This window comes from Herbaspirillum sp. C7C2 (assembly GCF_022627865.1).
Classification (GTDB): domain Bacteria; phylum Pseudomonadota; class Gammaproteobacteria; order Burkholderiales; family Burkholderiaceae_D; genus Herbaspirillum; species Herbaspirillum frisingense.
The window spans coordinates 360,120-375,465 of sequence record NZ_JABXGI010000003.1; the positions used below are offsets into that span (position 1 = coordinate 360,120).

The 15,346-nt window shown below is 62.8% G+C and carries 15 protein-coding genes; 7 read left to right on the plus strand and 8 right to left on the minus strand.

The window, feature by feature from the left end:
- Window positions 1-51: 51 nt before the first annotated feature.
- Window positions 52-981, minus strand: a complete 930-nt coding sequence (locus tag HWE04_RS07560) for a LysR family transcriptional regulator (RefSeq protein WP_006463247.1) — start codon at window positions 979-981, stop codon at window positions 52-54.
- Between the two features lie 222 nt (window positions 982-1,203).
- Between HWE04_RS07560 and HWE04_RS24445 the strand changes: the two genes are divergently transcribed.
- The 5 genes from HWE04_RS24445 to HWE04_RS07580 all read left to right on the plus strand — a co-directional run bounded on the left by HWE04_RS24445 (window position 1,204) and on the right by HWE04_RS07580 (window position 5,406).
- A complete protein-coding gene (locus HWE04_RS24445; RefSeq protein WP_274620070.1) occupies window positions 1,204-1,338 on the plus strand; it encodes a hypothetical protein in 135 nt (44 codons plus the stop codon).
- Window positions 1,335-2,498, plus strand: a complete 1,164-nt coding sequence (locus HWE04_RS07565) for an amidase family protein (RefSeq protein ID WP_241812008.1) — start codon at window positions 1,335-1,337, stop codon at window positions 2,496-2,498. The genes HWE04_RS24445 and HWE04_RS07565 overlap by 4 nt, the downstream gene beginning before the upstream one ends.
- A 78-nt stretch (window positions 2,499-2,576) precedes the next feature.
- The gene (locus HWE04_RS07570; protein WP_102661217.1) at window positions 2,577-3,863 is read left to right on the plus strand and encodes an aromatic ring-hydroxylating oxygenase subunit alpha; all 1,287 of its coding nucleotides are present in this window, start codon (window positions 2,577-2,579) and stop codon (window positions 3,861-3,863) included.
- A 5-nt stretch (window positions 3,864-3,868) separates the two neighbouring features.
- The gene (locus tag HWE04_RS07575; protein ID WP_039875235.1) at window positions 3,869-4,369 is read left to right on the plus strand and encodes an aromatic-ring-hydroxylating dioxygenase subunit beta; all 501 of its coding nucleotides are present in this window, start codon (window positions 3,869-3,871) and stop codon (window positions 4,367-4,369) included.
- A gap of 68 nt (window positions 4,370-4,437) precedes the next feature.
- On the plus strand, window positions 4,438-5,406 hold the full coding sequence (locus HWE04_RS07580; RefSeq protein ID WP_241812009.1) for a PDR/VanB family oxidoreductase: 969 nt from the start codon (window positions 4,438-4,440) through the stop codon (window positions 5,404-5,406).
- Window positions 5,407-5,872: 466 nt separating this feature from the next.
- On the opposite strand, the gene hpaC is transcribed toward HWE04_RS07580, so the two are convergent.
- On the minus strand, window positions 5,873-6,448 hold the full coding sequence (gene hpaC / locus HWE04_RS07585) for a 4-hydroxyphenylacetate 3-monooxygenase, reductase component (RefSeq protein WP_039877080.1): 576 nt from the start codon (window positions 6,446-6,448) through the stop codon (window positions 5,873-5,875).
- 316 nt (window positions 6,449-6,764) lie between these two features.
- On the opposite strand from hpaC, the gene HWE04_RS07590 reads away from it, so the two are divergent.
- Complete coding sequence (locus HWE04_RS07590) at window positions 6,765-7,397, plus strand: response regulator transcription factor (protein ID WP_180670179.1); 633 nt, start codon at window positions 6,765-6,767, stop codon at window positions 7,395-7,397.
- Window positions 7,398-7,495: 98 nt separating this feature from the next.
- Here the strand turns inward: HWE04_RS07590 and HWE04_RS07595 are convergent, their stop codons facing one another.
- Complete coding sequence (locus tag HWE04_RS07595) at window positions 7,496-9,043, minus strand: methyl-accepting chemotaxis protein (protein WP_241812010.1); 1,548 nt, start codon at window positions 9,041-9,043, stop codon at window positions 7,496-7,498.
- Between the two features lie 381 nt (window positions 9,044-9,424).
- On the opposite strand from HWE04_RS07595, the gene HWE04_RS07600 reads away from it, so the two are divergent.
- The gene (locus HWE04_RS07600) at window positions 9,425-10,030 is read left to right on the plus strand and encodes a nucleotidyltransferase family protein (RefSeq protein WP_241812011.1); all 606 of its coding nucleotides are present in this window, start codon (window positions 9,425-9,427) and stop codon (window positions 10,028-10,030) included.
- A gap of 89 nt (window positions 10,031-10,119) precedes the next feature.
- On the opposite strand, the gene HWE04_RS07605 is transcribed toward HWE04_RS07600, so the two are convergent.
- The 5 genes from HWE04_RS07605 to HWE04_RS07625 all read right to left on the minus strand — a co-directional run bounded on the left by HWE04_RS07605 (window position 10,120) and on the right by HWE04_RS07625 (window position 15,214).
- Entirely contained in the window at window positions 10,120-10,989 is an 870-nt protein-coding gene (locus HWE04_RS07605; protein WP_241812012.1) for a hypothetical protein, read from the minus strand.
- Entirely contained in the window at window positions 10,977-12,059 is a 1,083-nt protein-coding gene (locus HWE04_RS07610) for a type IV toxin-antitoxin system AbiEi family antitoxin (protein ID WP_241812013.1), read from the minus strand. The genes HWE04_RS07605 and HWE04_RS07610 overlap by 13 nt, the downstream gene beginning before the upstream one ends.
- A gap of 129 nt (window positions 12,060-12,188) precedes the next feature.
- Window positions 12,189-12,371: a transcriptional regulator gene (locus HWE04_RS07615; protein WP_241812014.1), complete on the minus strand. Its 183-nt coding sequence runs from the start codon at window positions 12,369-12,371 to the stop codon at window positions 12,189-12,191.
- Window positions 12,372-12,589: 218 nt separating this feature from the next.
- Entirely contained in the window at window positions 12,590-13,906 is a 1,317-nt protein-coding gene (locus HWE04_RS07620) for an MFS transporter (RefSeq protein ID WP_077237740.1), read from the minus strand.
- A 153-nt stretch (window positions 13,907-14,059) separates the two neighbouring features.
- On the minus strand, window positions 14,060-15,214 hold the full coding sequence (locus tag HWE04_RS07625) for an FAD-dependent monooxygenase (RefSeq protein WP_006465425.1): 1,155 nt from the start codon (window positions 15,212-15,214) through the stop codon (window positions 14,060-14,062).
- Window positions 15,215-15,346 lie beyond the last annotated feature (132 nt).

The following is a 15,346-nucleotide window of genomic DNA, read 5'->3' on the forward strand; positions in this document are numbered from 1 at the left end:
GGGCCTTCTGCATTACGGCGTTATGCCGAGGTATCCGAGGTATCGGCAGCTTCAGCTGCTGCGGCCGTAGCTCTGCAGCATGTCGATGACGATCTGGCGCAGCCAGCCGTTGCCGGCATCGGCGTCGAAGGCCTGGTGCCAGTGCAGGGTGATGTCCACGGTGGGCAGCTTCACCGGCAGTTCGTAGGAGAGGAAGACGTCCGGATGTTCGCTATGGAACAGCTTGGCGATGCGCGCCGGCACGGTGGCCACCAGATCGGATTTGCCGAGGATGCGCGGCAGCACCGTGAAGTGCGGAATGGACAGGTTGATCTTGCGCTGCACGCCCAGGGTGCGGAAGGAGTTTTCCACCTGGTGGTGGCTGCTTTCGGCCGACTCCACCAGCACGTGCGAGAGCGCCAGGAATTCGTCCAGCTCCAGATGATCGCGTGCGGGCAGGCCTTCACGCCGACGCATCATGCAGACATAGGTTTCGCGGAACAGCAGTTCATGGCAGGTCACCGCCTTCAGGGCCGGCAGGTTGCCGAAGGCGAAGTCGAGCTGGCCGGTACGCAGTGCCTCTTCCAGATGGGCTGGCGGCACCTGCTCCACCTGCAGCCGGGTATGCGGCGCCTGGGCCGTCAACAGTTCGCACAGTTGCGGCAGGAACATCATCTCGGCGACGTCGGTCATGGAGGCGCGAAACACCCGGGTGCTGGCGGCGGGGTCGAAGCGCTCGGTATAACGCAGCGCATCCTGCACCGCCTGCAGGGCGCGATTGATGGGCTTGGACAGTTCCACCGCAGCCGGGGTGGGTTGCATGCCCTCCTTGGTGCGGATGAACAGCGGGTCATCGAAGATCTGCCGCAGCCGCCCCAGCGCATAGCTCACGGCCGGCTGCGACAGATGCAGGCGATTGCCGGCCAGGGTCAGGCTGCGCTCATCGGCGATGGCCTGGAAGACCCGCAGCAGGTTCAGGTCCATGTTGTTGAAGGTGGCCATGGCAGTCTCCGGTGTAGCCCGTGAGGGCAGAAAAACGCGAATGAACGTGCAGTGGCAGGCGACCGACAAATATCCATGCCACTTATGTGAAAAATATTTTACATCAATTTGATCTATTTTAAGGCGACTTTTAAAATGCATCGCATCAGCCAAGGAAACCGCCTGCATCCAGCGCCCGACGACCATCGTCAGCCTGCACGGCACCATTTGAATGGATGCACCATGACACCTCAGCCAGCCGCTTTCCAGCCCGCTTCTCAGCCCGCATGCCAGCCCCTGCGCAAGCGCACCGGCAATGCCGCCCTGGCGGTCCTGCAGCAGCAGGCCGCCATTGCCTGCCTGGGAGCGGCGGGATGAGCGAGCGCACCGTACCCGGCACCGGCCACGCCCTGCTCTCGCGCTTTCATCTGGGCGGCAGCGGCCCCACGGTCGCCATCAAGGATTGCATCGACATCGCCGGCCAGCCCACCTGTGGCGGCAGTGCCGCCCTGGCTGACGCACCGCCGGCGGCGCGCCACGCCGAGGTCGTGCAGCGACTGCTGGACGACGGCTGGCAGATCACCGCCCGCGCCAACATGCACGAACTGGCCTATGGCATGACCGGCATCAATGACTGGAACGGCACAGCGGTCAATCCGCAGGATGCGACCCGCATGACCGGTGGCTCTTCCAGCGGTTCGGCCTCGGCGGTCGGCGCCGGCCTGGTGGACCTGTCCATCGGCAGCGACACCGGTGGCTCGATCCGCCTGCCCGCTGCCTGCTGCGGCGTGACCGGTTTCAAACCCAGCTTCGGCCGCGTCAGCCGCACCGGCGCCTATCCCGCCCACAGCACCCTGGATTGCGTGGGACCATTTGCCCGCAGCATGGACCTGATCATCAGCGCCATGGCCAGCATCGCCCCCGGCTTCGACCGCAACGCAGCGCAGGCACCGGCCGCCAACGCCCGCGTGAGACTGGTGACGGTACAGGCCGATGCCGACATCGCCGCCGCCGTGCAGGCCGCCTTTGCCGCCAGCGGCTGGCGCGGCACGCCCTGGACCTCGCAACATATGCAGGCAGCCTTCGAGGCCGGCATGACCCTCATCAACCGCGAGACCCACGCCGCCTTCGGCCATCTGCTGGGCCGCGGCAAGCTGGGGGCCGATATCGAGAAACGCCTGTCGGCCGCCGCCACCACCAGCGATGCCGCAGTGGCCCATGCCGAAGAAGTGCGCGCCGCCTTCAGCGCCGAAGTCGACGCCGCCCTGGCCGATGCCGACGCCCTGCTGCTGCCCACCCTGCCGGCCCTGCCACCGACGCTGGAGGCCATTGCGCAAGGCGCCTCGGTGCTGACGCTGTCCTCCCTGGTGCGCCCCTTCAACCTGTCCGGCCATCCGGCACTGACGATTCCCGTCCCGATTGCCGGCAGCCCGCTCAAGGCTGGCCTGCAACTGGTCGGCCGCAAGGGCGAGGACGAACGCATCTGCGCCCTCGGCCTGCACCTGGAACAGGTACTGCGACGACACGTCACCCCATGAACACACCATGAGCAGCATGACCCGCGCCCGCGACGATCAACACCGACAACGACTGCAAGCAAGCCACTGGAGAACGCAATGAACGCACCACTACGCTTCCACCCGCGCAAGACCGAGTCATCCCATGCCGATCTGGTACAGGATGCGATGGTCGATCCGGCGCTCTATACCGACCCTGCCATCTTCGAAGCCGAGATGGACAAGATCTTCTACAAGACCTGGATCTGGGTCGGCCATGAAAGCGAGATCAAGAACCCGGGCGACTTCAAGACCGCACAGATCGGCCGCCAGCCGGTGATCGTGGTGCGCGACAAGACCGGCAAGATCAACGTGCTGGAGAACCGCTGCCGTCATCGCGGCGCCACCGTCTGCGAAAAGCACAAGGGCAATGCCACCGGCTTCACCTGCCCCTATCACAGCTGGTCCTATGCCCTGGACGGCAAGCTGCGCGGCCTGCCCTATCCGGAAGGCTATGAAGACGTCATCGAAAAGGCCGACCTGCCGCTGCAGAGCCTGCGCGTGGACAGCTATAACGGCATGATCTTCGCCTCCTTCAACCAGGAAGTGGAACCGCTGTCGGACTTCCTGGGCCACGCCAAGAAGTGGATCGACCTGTTCATGAAGCAGGGCGCCGGCTTCCCCATCAAGGTGCAGGGCGAGCACAAGTTCAGCTTCAAGGGCAACTGGAAGATCCAGCTGGAAAACACCACCGACGGCTATCACTTCCCGGTGGTGCACAAGACCTTCCTGTCCTCGGTGGATGAAGAGACTTCCGAGATGCTCTCCTTCATGACCGACGACCAGTCCATCACCCGCTCGCTGGGCAATGGCCACAGCGTCATGATCATGGTGCCGGAACACGTGGACCTGGATGTCGACGATGGCAGCGAACAGCTGCAGGAGCGCTTCGCCCATGTCGTGGAGGAACTGTCCAGGACCATGCCGCCGGAACAGGTGCGTCGCATCGTGCGTTCGCTGCACGGCGCCGGCTTCAACCTGAACCTGTTCCCCAATGTGGCGATGTCGATGTCCTTCTTCCGCGTGCTGCATCCGGTGTCGGTGGGCGAGACCCAGATCCGTCACGTGGCCCTGGGCATGGATGGCGGCCCCGAGATTGCCAACCGCGAACGCCTGCGCATCCACGAACACTTCCAGGGCCCGTTCGGTTTCGGCAGCCCCGACGACGCCGAAGCCTGGGAGCGCGTGCAAAGCGGCTCGTACGCGGGTCGCAATGCACCGATCCTGGTCAACCGTGGCCTGAACCGCGAATGGGTGGACGACAACGGCGACAAGGTGTCGCACTCGACCGATGAAACCGGCATGCGCGAAGCCTATGCCATGTGGAAAAAGATGATGGAGAAGTGATCAACATGAGCCAACAAGACAACCTGCAAGGCATCCCCGCGCAAATGGCCCGGGCCATCGCCTTCATCTGGAAAGAGGCCGAACTGCTGGACCGCAAGGACTACGCCACCTGGGAGACCCTTTGGACCGACGACGGCTACTACGTGGTGCCGATCGACCAGGAGACCACCGATTTCGCGGCCACGCTGAACTACGCCTACGACAATGCCCACATGCGCAAGATCCGTATCGAGCGCCTGACCTCGGGCCACGCGATGTCGGCGGTGGATGCGGCCGCCACCGTGCGCACGGTGTCGCGCTTCGTGCCGGTGCACCTGTCGGACGAGCTGGTGGAAATCACCTCGGCGCAGGTGCTGGTGGGCTACAAGCGCCAGCAACACACCATGTTCGTGGCCAATGTCACGCACCGGCTGCGCTTCACGCCCCAGGGACCGAAGATCGAGCAGAAGGTGATCCGCCTGATCAACTCGATGGACAGCCTCAACGCCCTGGGCTTCCTGCTGTAAGTCCGGGTAGGCATCGCATATCGCATATTGCACATCGTCTCCAGGTAACCGAGTATTGGCACTGAAACATGAAACTGATCGTTGACCGTCTCACCGATGAAACCGGTGATATCCGTTCCTTCCGCCTGGTGCGTGCCGATGGCGCCCCGCTGCCGTCCTACGAGCCGGGGGCCCACATCGACATCACCGGGCCGACCGGGATCATGCGCCAATACTCGCTGTGCGGCCCCCTGGAAGACCAGTGCGGCTACACCATCGCCGTCAAGCGCGAGCCGGCATCACGGGGTGGTTCGGCCGCCCTGCACGATGCCGTGCAAGTGGGCATGGAACTGGAAGTGGGTACGCCGCGCAACCTCTTCGCGCTGGACGCCGGCGCCCCCGAACACCTGCTCTTCGGCGCCGGCATCGGCGTCACCCCCCTGCTGGCGATGGCCTATCGCCTGTGGGCAGAACAAAAGCCCTTCACCCTGCACTACTTCGTGCGCGCCCGCGAGCATGCGGCCTTCGCCGATCTGCTGGAGACCGCACCGTTTGCGGCACGCGTGCGCTTCCACTATGCGGTCATGCCGGCGCAGATGGTGCACTACCTCAAGGCCTGCCTGGACGCCGGCAGCCCGCAAGCCCACGTCTACACCTGCGGTCCGGCACCCTTCATGGACGCGGTGGTCAAGTGCGCCGCCGCCAGCCGCAGCGACGACGCGATCCACCTGGAGCACTTCCAGGCGGTAGCGGCGCCTGCATCCGGCACCGCTTCGGCTGGCGGTGGCGATGGCGCCTTCGAGGTGAAGCTGGCCAGCTCGGGCAAGGTGGTGCAGATTCCGGTGGGCATCCCCATCGTCGACATCCTGGCGCGCGAAGGTATCAGCATCGATACCTCCTGCCGCGAAGGCATCTGCGGAACCTGCGTGGTGCCGCTGCTGGAGGGAGAACCGGATCACCGTGACAATTGCCTCTCCAAGAAGGAGAAGGCGGCTAATGACCAGATCTGTACCTGCGTCTCACGCGCCAAATCGGGAATGTTGGTGCTCGACCTTTGAGACGGGGCTAGGGCTGTGAACAGGCCCTAACACCACCTCCACCCGTTCGGACAGAGTAGCGGCAGCGCCGCGTATCGAAGGCATAGAGGTAGCCGCGCCTTCGATACGCCGCTGTGCGGCTACTCAGTCCGAACGGTTTTCTTATGGTTTCCGGAAAAACGAATCCCGAAGAGAAGGTTACCAACGACCAGACCTGTACCTGCGTCTCACGCGCCAAGTCGGGAATGCTGGTGCTCGACCTTTGAGACGGGACTAGGGCTGTGAACAGGCCCTAACACCACCTCCACCCGTTCGGACTGAGTAGCGGCAGCGCCGCGTATCGAAGACGCAGAGGTAGCCGCGCCTTCGATACGCCGCCGCGCGGCGACTCGGTCCGAACGACTTTTTCATGGTCCCCGGAAAGAAAAATGCCGTCCGGTACGAACACGGACGGCATCATTTCGTGGGCCGGGACAAAGAGACAGACCTACAAGGCCGTACGCTTGACCTTGTGGAACAGCCGGTTGAAATAGATCAGGCTGTCCTTCTTTTCATTGACCTTGACCTCGGCCAGCTCGACGAACATCACCGAGTGGGTGCCAACCTCCTTGAACTCGCGGATGCGGCCCTGCAGCTTCACCAGCGCATCGGCCAGCACCGGCTGCCCCAGTTCACCCTGCTCTTCCCAGATGTCCCAGGCGAAGCGCTCCTCCATCGGTACCTTGGTGGCGCCCGAGAAATGCATGGCCAGTTGTTCCAGCTCATCCGAGAGCACGTTCACGCACAGCCGGCCGTTCTTCCTGAACACCTCATGCATGGCACTGCCGCGGTTGATGCAGACCAGGATGGTCGGTGGCGTGTCGGTGACCGAGCAGACCGCGCTGGCAGTGATGCCGCAACGGCCGCCCTCGCCATCGGTGGTGATGATGGACACCGCTGCCGGCAGATGCGCCATGGCGTTACGGAATTCCAGTTGCTCCGGCGCAAGCGCGGGACGGGTCGCGGCCGTCGGTGCAGACGTGGGTGGGGTCGAATGTTCTTGTTGGACAGCATTGGCGCTCATGGAAACTCCCTGGTTTGCACGCCGATGATGCACGGCGCTCTATGACAGCAGGTTAAGACATGCCCCGGCTGCACACAATTCGTGCCACATGCCCGCGCCACAGGGGATTGCGGCTAAGCATCTAGGTAAAAATACCTAGATCGCCACCCTGGAGGGGGTGTTAAAGTGTCGCTGATCCCAAGAATTTCAGGCCTGTTTTTTGCATAAGTCAAAGCGTGCTGTTTTGATTTGTGCCGACCAGCCCAGCAAGAAATCGAGAGGGTCGGAAATAGCGCCGGTGCAAGCCGGCACCATTTTGACGAGACGAGGAGTAATGATGGAAACCAACCCGCCGGTGGTCTACATCGTTGATGATGACGAAGCTGTTCGCACGTCGCTGGCCTGGCTGCTGAGCTCGGTCAATATCCGCACCGAATGCTTCGATGGCCCGGAAGCCTTTCTCAAGGCCTACGACGCCAACAGCCTGTCCTGCCTGATCCTGGATGTGCGCATGCCGGAGATCAGCGGCTTCCAGCTGCAGGATCGCCTGAAGGAAATCGGTGCCGACATTCCCGTGATCTTCGTATCCGGACATGGCGACATTCCCATGTCGGTGCGCGCCCTGCACAATGGCGCCGTCGATTTCCTGGAAAAGCCCTACAACTCCCAGCAGATGCTCGAACGCATCCAGGTCACCCTGAAGAACGTGGCCGGCAACATGCAGGCCCGTGGTCGCCGCCAGCAACTGAAGGCGCGCCTGAAGACCCTGACCGTGCGTGAGCGCGAGATTCTGGAGAAGGTCATCATGGGCCAGTCCAGCAAGCTCATCGCGCGCGACCTCAACATCAGCGTCAAGACGGTGGACGTGCATCGCGCCAGCGTCAAGGACAAGCTGGGCTGCCAGAGTACCGCCACGCTGGTGCGCGACGTGCTGATGGATTTCGGGCCGGAATTTCTCAAGGCGGCCTGAGCCTCCCTGAATGATCTTAACTTGATCTGAACTTGATCTGAGCTACCGCGTAAAAGGATCATCGCTGGCGTGAACCCGCCAGCGATGACCATCTTTTGTCAGGCCGCCTGCAGGGCGAAGAAGGCCACTGCGCGTTTCAATTGCGCCGCCTGGTCTTCCAGCGACTTGGCGGCGGCCGCGGCCTGTTCCACCAGCGCCGCATTCTGCTGGGTCACGCCATCCATCTGGCCCACCGCCTGGTTGACCTGGTGGATGCCTTCGGCCTGTTCGCGGCTGGCGGTGCTGATCTCGCCCACCAGCGCGTGCGTGCCGCGCACGCTGTCCACCACTTCCTGCATGGTCTTGCCGGCTTTCTCCACCAGCTGGCTACCGGCACCGACCTTCTCCACCGAATCATCGATGAGTTGCTTGATTTCCTTGGCCGCCGAGGCCGAACGTTGCGCCAGGGCGCGCACTTCCGAGGCCACCACCGCGAAACCGCGTCCCTGCTCGCCGGCGCGAGCCGCTTCCACGGCGGCATTCAAGGCCAGGATATTGGTCTGGAAGGCGATGCCATCGATCACACCGATGATGTCCACGATCTTGCGCGAGGATTCGTTGATGTTGCCCATGGTGGCGATCAGTTCGTCCATCACCACCCCGCCCTGACCGGCGATCGATGCTGCCGAACGCACCAGATTGTCGGCCTGGCCGGCGTTCTCGGAATTGGTACGCACGCTGGAGGTCAGCTGTTCGATGGAGGCGGCAGTCTCTTCCAGCGCACCGGCCTGTTCCTCGGTACGGGCCGAGAGGTCGAGGTTGCCGTTGGCGATTTCACCGGAGGCAATCGCAATGCTGTCGGCCCCATGGCGCACCGTGGACACCACACCGTGCAGGCGCTCGCTCATGCCCTGCAGCGAGGCCACCAGTTGCCCCAGTTCGTCTTGCCCCACGCTCACGGCGCGCGAAGTCAGGTCACCGGCCGCCACGCGCTGCGAGATCGCCAGCGCCGCATGTACAGGTCGGGTGATGCTGCGCGTGAGCAGCACCGCGAAAGCCACGCCGCACAGCAGGATCACCCCTTCCAGCACGGCGATCTGCCATTGGCTGCTGGCCGCATCCTGCTGGATCTGCGCGGAAATGTCGTCGATGCGGGCGCGTTCGAAGTCGAGCAAGGCCCGCATGGCGTTCTGGGTTCCGGTGGCAATGCCCATGTACTGCTGCTGATAGAGCTGCTCCACCTTGGCGGCATTACCCTGCTTCTTGGCCGCGTAGATTTCATCGCGCACCGTCAGGAACTGCTTGCGGGCGACATTGATGGCGGCGAACAGCTTCTTTTCATCGTCACTGGTCAGGAGTGCTTCGACGTCCTTCAGGGTCTGCGCCGATTCCTTGCTGGACGCGGCCGCTTCCTTGGCGAGGAAGGCCTCAAGTTCAGGATCGCGGCTCTTGACCACCGTGGTGGTGCGCTGGATGGCGATCAGCAGCAAGGTATTCCATTGCGACACCAGGCGTTCGGTGCGCAGCGGCACGTCCATCATCTGTTGGGTCTGCTGGGCCACGGTCTTCAGTCGCCAGATGCCCACCGCCGCCACCAGCATCGAAAATACCAGCACCACGGCAAAGCCTGCACCCAGGCGTGAGCCGATACGTTTGTTCTTGATCATTCTTGTTTCCATCCCTGCGCGTTGTTCTCGGCGCCCCGGATGATGGACCCTCGCTGCGCCCCATCCCAGCCGGCTTGCCCCCTGATGCCGACTTCGCAACACCGTCCCTGTACGGTGCCTGCGTTACTGACATGCAACCGATTCTAGGAGCGCACTGCGTTGCCGACCATATCAAAATTAAGAATCCTGCCATGCCGATACGGCAACGATCTGACGCAAAGTGGCGGCCAGCATGAAAGGCATCGGACTGGCCCGTGGCAAGCTTGTCATTCGGATCACGTAAATTCCCCCTCCCCCTGCAGCTTCTGCATCACTGCAGCAACGGCAGGAGAAACCTGGGCACAATAGCGGCTCCATCCGATTTCCCAAGGCCCTGCCGGCATGATTCCATCAAGCTCCCCCATCGCCGTACTGCTGGCCGCCGGCCGTGGCAGCCGTTTCAACGACCGCGAGGAAAAGCTGCTGCAGCCCTTCGTCCATCACGACGGCCGCCCCGGCATGGTCGCCACCGCCAGCGCAGCGGCGCTGCTGGAAGTCATGCCGGTGGTCGCCGTGGTACAGGGGCCGGGCGTGTTGGCCGATGCCCTGCGCGAGATGGGCTGCACGGTCTGCATGCTGCCTCCTGGCGATCCCCGCGAAATGAGCGCATCGCTGCGCCACGGGCTGCAACACAGCACGCAGGCATCAGGCTGGCTGATCGCGCTGGCCGACATGCCCCGGGTACGGCCCGCCACCGTGGCGCGGCTGCGCGACGCCTTGGTCGCCGGTGCGTCCATCGTGGCACCCGTGACGCAAGGTCGGCGCGGCAACCCGGTGGGCTTCGGTCCAGCGCATCTGCCGGCGCTACTGGCCCTGCAGGGCGACCGCGGCGCACGGGGGCTGCTGGACGCGCATCCGGTAACGGAGATCGAGGTGATGGACGAGGGGATCTTTGCCGATATCGATACGCGGGAAGATCTGGAGCGCATGCGCGACCGGCGGGAATGAAGAAGGGACGCCGAAGCGTCCCGGGTCAGACACTCTCATGACACCAATCACCGATGTCATCAAAACACGGTGCCGGTGGCATAGCCCACTTATCTTCTCAATCCGAGTGCGCGCAACCACGCATCGACTTGGCCGAAAGCGTCCTGTTGCCATTGCTCCGGGCTGCGTTCTCCCAGTATCTTCGTTTCTTCAACAAAGCGGCGAACACAGGTCGGGCCGAAGCCATCAACGGTATCGAACTTGCCAGCAATGAAATTGTAGCCCGCCGCACCGCTGGCATGATCCAGCAGCGGTCGACATTCCTCGGCGAGCACCTCTGGCCCGCCAGGATAGTTCCGGACGCAGTAGTAGATATCGTAAGCGTCCTTCTGCTTGTAGCGTCCCTCGATCGCATGCCCTTTCATGGCCAACAGCGCAGGGATTGAACAAACCGCGATCTCGACGCGATTCACGCCCCCTGAGGGCATCGGGCCGCTGATGGCAACCAGTTGATAGAAGCGCAGCGCCAGATCGGCACCGTCTGCTCTTTGCACCGCAAAGTCACTGATGAGCGGTGGCATGTTCTTGACGATCTCGGCATCGCGAGGCATCAGGAAATCGACAATGATGTCGATGGCTGCGCCACCATCATCAGTCGGAACCTGGCGGACGAGCTGGAAACGGCGAAGCTCCCGACGCTGTTGGTAGCCATGCCCTTGCAGCGCTTCAACCAAGGTGGCGTATTCGCCATCCCCCAAAGCCTCGGCGTCCAGCCCAAGGTCCACGTCCAGCGTGCCGACGTGCGGCATGTCCTCGTTGCCGAGCAACAGCCACGGTACTGCGCCGCCGACGATGGCGAATTTTCCTTTGAAGCTCCCCAGGATCTGGCCGATTTCGATCAGCACCGTTTTGACGGCAAGTGTGGTGCGATCATCATAGTCGGCGGCGGACTGTGGCTCGCCGGGCATCATCTTGACCATGTCAGTCTTTCTCGTCGCAGATGCTCTGCAGCTTCCTGTCCGCGTTCACCGGCGCTGGCAAGATCAAGATAGGTCTGGACCGGACTGGTGCAGATGGCACCCGGTGCCGGCTCCTCCGTGTCATGCAGCAAACCCGAGTCCTTGAGCACCGTGACTACCACGTTTTCGCCCTTTGGGATCGCAGAAAGCTTCAACGCTGACTGCAGGCGTTCAAGACCTGCATGGTCCGCATAGAAAAATTGCCTGCCCGTCCGACCATACGGTGCGAGCCAGTGTGCCGCTGAAAACGAGGCAAATGCCGCCAGTCCGAGCGACTCATCCGAACTCAAAACTCGCCGCGCTGCTTCCTCCAGGGAGTTGCCATGCAGCGTTGTATAGAAGGACAGCCGCTCACCACCGGGTGGCTCGTAGGCATCCCGCCACGCGTCGAGAAGCGCATCTGGCTGGGACAGAAACAGCCCCTCATCAGCCACTTGCGCCCACTCCCGATCAAGCAGGCCCACGCGCACGTTGCTGACGTGACCGAGACTGACAGCGGCGGCCTGTGCCAGATCGGTGACGCGCCACGGCTGACCCGGATTGCGAAGCATCACCCGCAACACCTGCGCGGACTTCGGTTTGAACAGTGATCTGAGCTCACGCCGGTCGGCACCAGGCTTGCTGGCGACCTGACGTTCGATGAAGACGCCGTCGAAGACAAGCCGTGCATTGCCTTCGAGATCGAGAAAACCCACGTCTTGCTCTCGACATAGCGCCTGGGCGTCAGAGGATAGATAAGGGGCGATGAAGACCGGAATGGCCTCTTGCGGATGGTGTGCCATGTAGTTGCGCAGCTCAAGCAATGCCATTCGCACATGGCGCGGTTGACCGCTGGACTTTACTTCGCAGAGCAGCACCCGGCGCCTGCCGGAGGCGTCGATATGCGCCACGATATCGACGTCCTGAGTCAGTCCGGACGCATCGCGCTCCATGTCCAAAAGCTTGATGGCAGGCACTTGCTCCAGCAACAAGCGAAGTGCCTGTGCCGCCTGAGTTTCCACTTCTTTCACTAAATGGCGTGTTTTCAGCATTCGTTGAAAATAGCACTTTTAGTGAAATTTTCAAGAGAAATTTCACTTGAATTGGCATTTTGACCACCTCCTCAACGCAGTATGTTCAGTGTGTTCTGTAGCCGGAGAAGATGTCGCAGCATCCCCGGATCACGCATTCTCAATGCCATCGCACCCCTCCATGCCCTCAAAAAGCAAGGCCAGTTGGCGCAGCACACTCGCCAATTCCCCCGGATCGCCATCGGCCAGGATGCTGTTGATGACCTCTTCTGCTAGCGCCGGATCGCTCCGATACAGCTCGGCCATGGCGATGTCGTGGGATCTGCTTCTCATGGTTTGCCTCTCCTTTGGCGGCGTTGCTGACTGGCCTGCGGACAAAAGCGCAAAGCGTAGCCGGCAAATCCCCCGAGATCACAACCGTTACTGAATACCCATGCCTTCTTCCAAAAATATCGACGAGCCATCCCATGACGGCGAAGCAGGACGAAAAAAAAGCCACCGCACGCAGCGGTGGCTCCCTCGAAGCAACTGGCTCCGGCGGTGCTACAGACTCATTCCAGCGCCCGATTGCGCGACTCCACATCCACGCACAGGATCGCGACGGCACCGGCGACCAGGAAGGCCGACAGCATCACCAGCGACAGCGTGAAGTGGCTGGCCATGACCGGGGCGATGATGGCCGGGGCGAACAGGCCGCCGAAGCGGGCCACGGCACCTGCCGTGCCCATGCCGCTGGCGCGCAGGTCGGTCGGGTAGACCTCGGGCGTGAAGGCATACAACGCGGCCCAGGTGCCCAGCAGGGAGAAGCTCAGCAACAGCGTGGAACCGACCACCAGCTTGGGATCGTTGCCCAGGCTGTAGAGCATGCAGCCCACCGCCGACAACAACAGGAAACCGACCAGAGTGGGCTTGCGGCCCCAGCGTTCGACCCCGTAGGCCGACAGCGCATAGCCAGGCAACTGCACCAGCGCCAGGAAGATCAGGAAGATCTGGCCACGCATGAAACCGAAGCCCTCCGAACCCAGTTTGACCGGCAGGTAGACAAACACGCCATAGTAGGCAATCGAGATCAGCCCCCAGGCCAGGTACAGCGACAGGCTGCGGCGACGCAGGGCGGCCGAGAACAGCGCGCTCATGGGCTTGCGCTCCACCACTTCAGGCTGCAGTGGCGGAATCGGGGTGCTGCTGCCGTTGACCTTGGCGACCCGCTCCAGTACCTTGCGGGCGGCGTCGGACTTGCCGCTGCGGTTGAGGTACATGGGCGACTCCGGCACGTAGAAGCGCAGCACCACGCCCACCAGCGCCGGCAGGCCGGTGACGAAGAAGATCACGCGCCAGGCATCGTTGCCCCAGCTCACCGCCACCAGTGCCAGCACCGCCAGGCAGATGGTGCCGATGGCCCAGAACGATTCCAGCATCACCAGCCAGCGACCGCGACGGGCGCTGGGCAGGAATTCGGCCATCATGGTGTAGTCCACCGGCAGCGTGCCACCCACGCCGATACCGGTCAGCAGGCGCAGTGCCAGCAACCAGGTGAAGTCGGGAGCGAAGGCCGAGGCCACGCCGAAACAGGCATCGATCACCACCGCGCACATGAGCACCGGACGACGGCCGATGCGGTCGGCCAGGCGACCGAAGACGAAGGCGCCCAGCAGCATGCCCACGAAGAACATGGTGCCACTCTGCAGTGCCTGCGGCACCGTCAGGCCGAAGGTCTTGGCGATGGTCGGCGCCGAAAAACCGATGGACAACACCTGCATCGCATCGGCCAGCCAGACCAGGCCGAAGATGACGAACAAGCGGTACTGGAACTTACCGACCCCGGCGGCCTGTAGCCCCTTTTCCACTGTCGCGGGTAGCGTGGACATGCAACTCTCCTCAAATGATCGAACCGGCAACCGGTCTTGCCGGCTGCCTGGCTTCCTCACCGGCGCTGTTCACCGGTGACATGAATGATGCAAGAGCCGGGCCATCTTCGCTTTCCCACGAAGCCGGCCCGGCGGTGATTCAGGCGAAACCGCTCAGGCTGCGGCCTTGCTCGGTGAGACCAGCGGCTCGGTGAAGACATCGTAGCCGAAGCACCAGGACGGGTCTTCGTTGGTGCGCAGCCAGGTGTTCTCGTGGGAGATGCGCTGGACCTTGCTGGCACGGGTGGCACGGTTGGCTTCGTAGAGAGCGAAGGCGTCGGCGTAGTTGCTCACGCCCACTTCCTTGAAGCAGCGTGCCAGCATGGCGCCATCCTCGATGGCCATGGCCGCGCCCTGCGCCATGTGCGGCTTCATCGGGTGGCAGGCATCGCCCAGCAGCACCAGGCGGCCACGGCTCCACAGCGGCAGCGGGTCGCGCTCCAGCAGCGACCACTTGGTCACTTCCACGGTAGCGTCCACCAGCGCCTGCACGGTCGGGTGCCAGCCACGGAAGGTCTCGCGCATCTCTTCCTTGCTGGAAGGCAGCCAGCGGTCGTTCAGGTCCCATTTCTCGACCGGCACGCCGGTCACGTAATAGAGCTCGTCGGCCTTGCTGGTGACGAAGTAGGTCATCATGTGACGGTCATCGCTCCACCACTTCACGCAGGCGTCGAAGGGCAGCATGCCGGCCTTGACCTCGGGGGTGGGGAACACGGCGCGGTGCGCCAGGTAACCGGCGTACTTGGGCGGTTCCACGCCCAGCAGTTCTTCGCGGATGCGGGAGTTGACGCCATCGGCGCCGATGACGATGTCAGCCTCTTCGGTGGTGCCGTCGGCAAAGCTGAGGATGACCACGTTGCCGCGATCCTCGACCTTGGTCAGGCACTTGTCGAAGCTCACGCGATCGCTGGGCAAGGCCTTGATCAGCAGTTCATGGAAATCGCCACGATGCACCGTCAGGTAGGAAGCGCCATAGTGCTTGACGGCGTAGTCGCCCAGCGGAATCTGCGCCAGCACGTCGCCGGTCTCCCAGTGACGGCTGTACCAGAAGTCGGGACGCGAACCCTGGCGGTTCATCTCATCCTCGATGCCGATGCGACGCAGCACCTTCATCACATTGGGGCCGACGTGGATGCCAGCTCCCAGGCGGGAGAAACCGGGCGCCTGCTCATAGACGCGCACATTGAAACCTTCCTGCAGCAGCAGCGCCGCCGTAGCGGCACCGCCCAGGCCTGCGCCAACGACGGCGATACGTGGGGAATTGGACACTCTGATCTCCTTGCGAAATAGGTAGGAAGCTGGGTTGAAGCCGGGATAAAAGCGACGACGGAAACGATCCTGATACGTCGAATGAAATACAGTGTACACACTCTATTTTTAAAAGAATAGAGGTTTGATGAA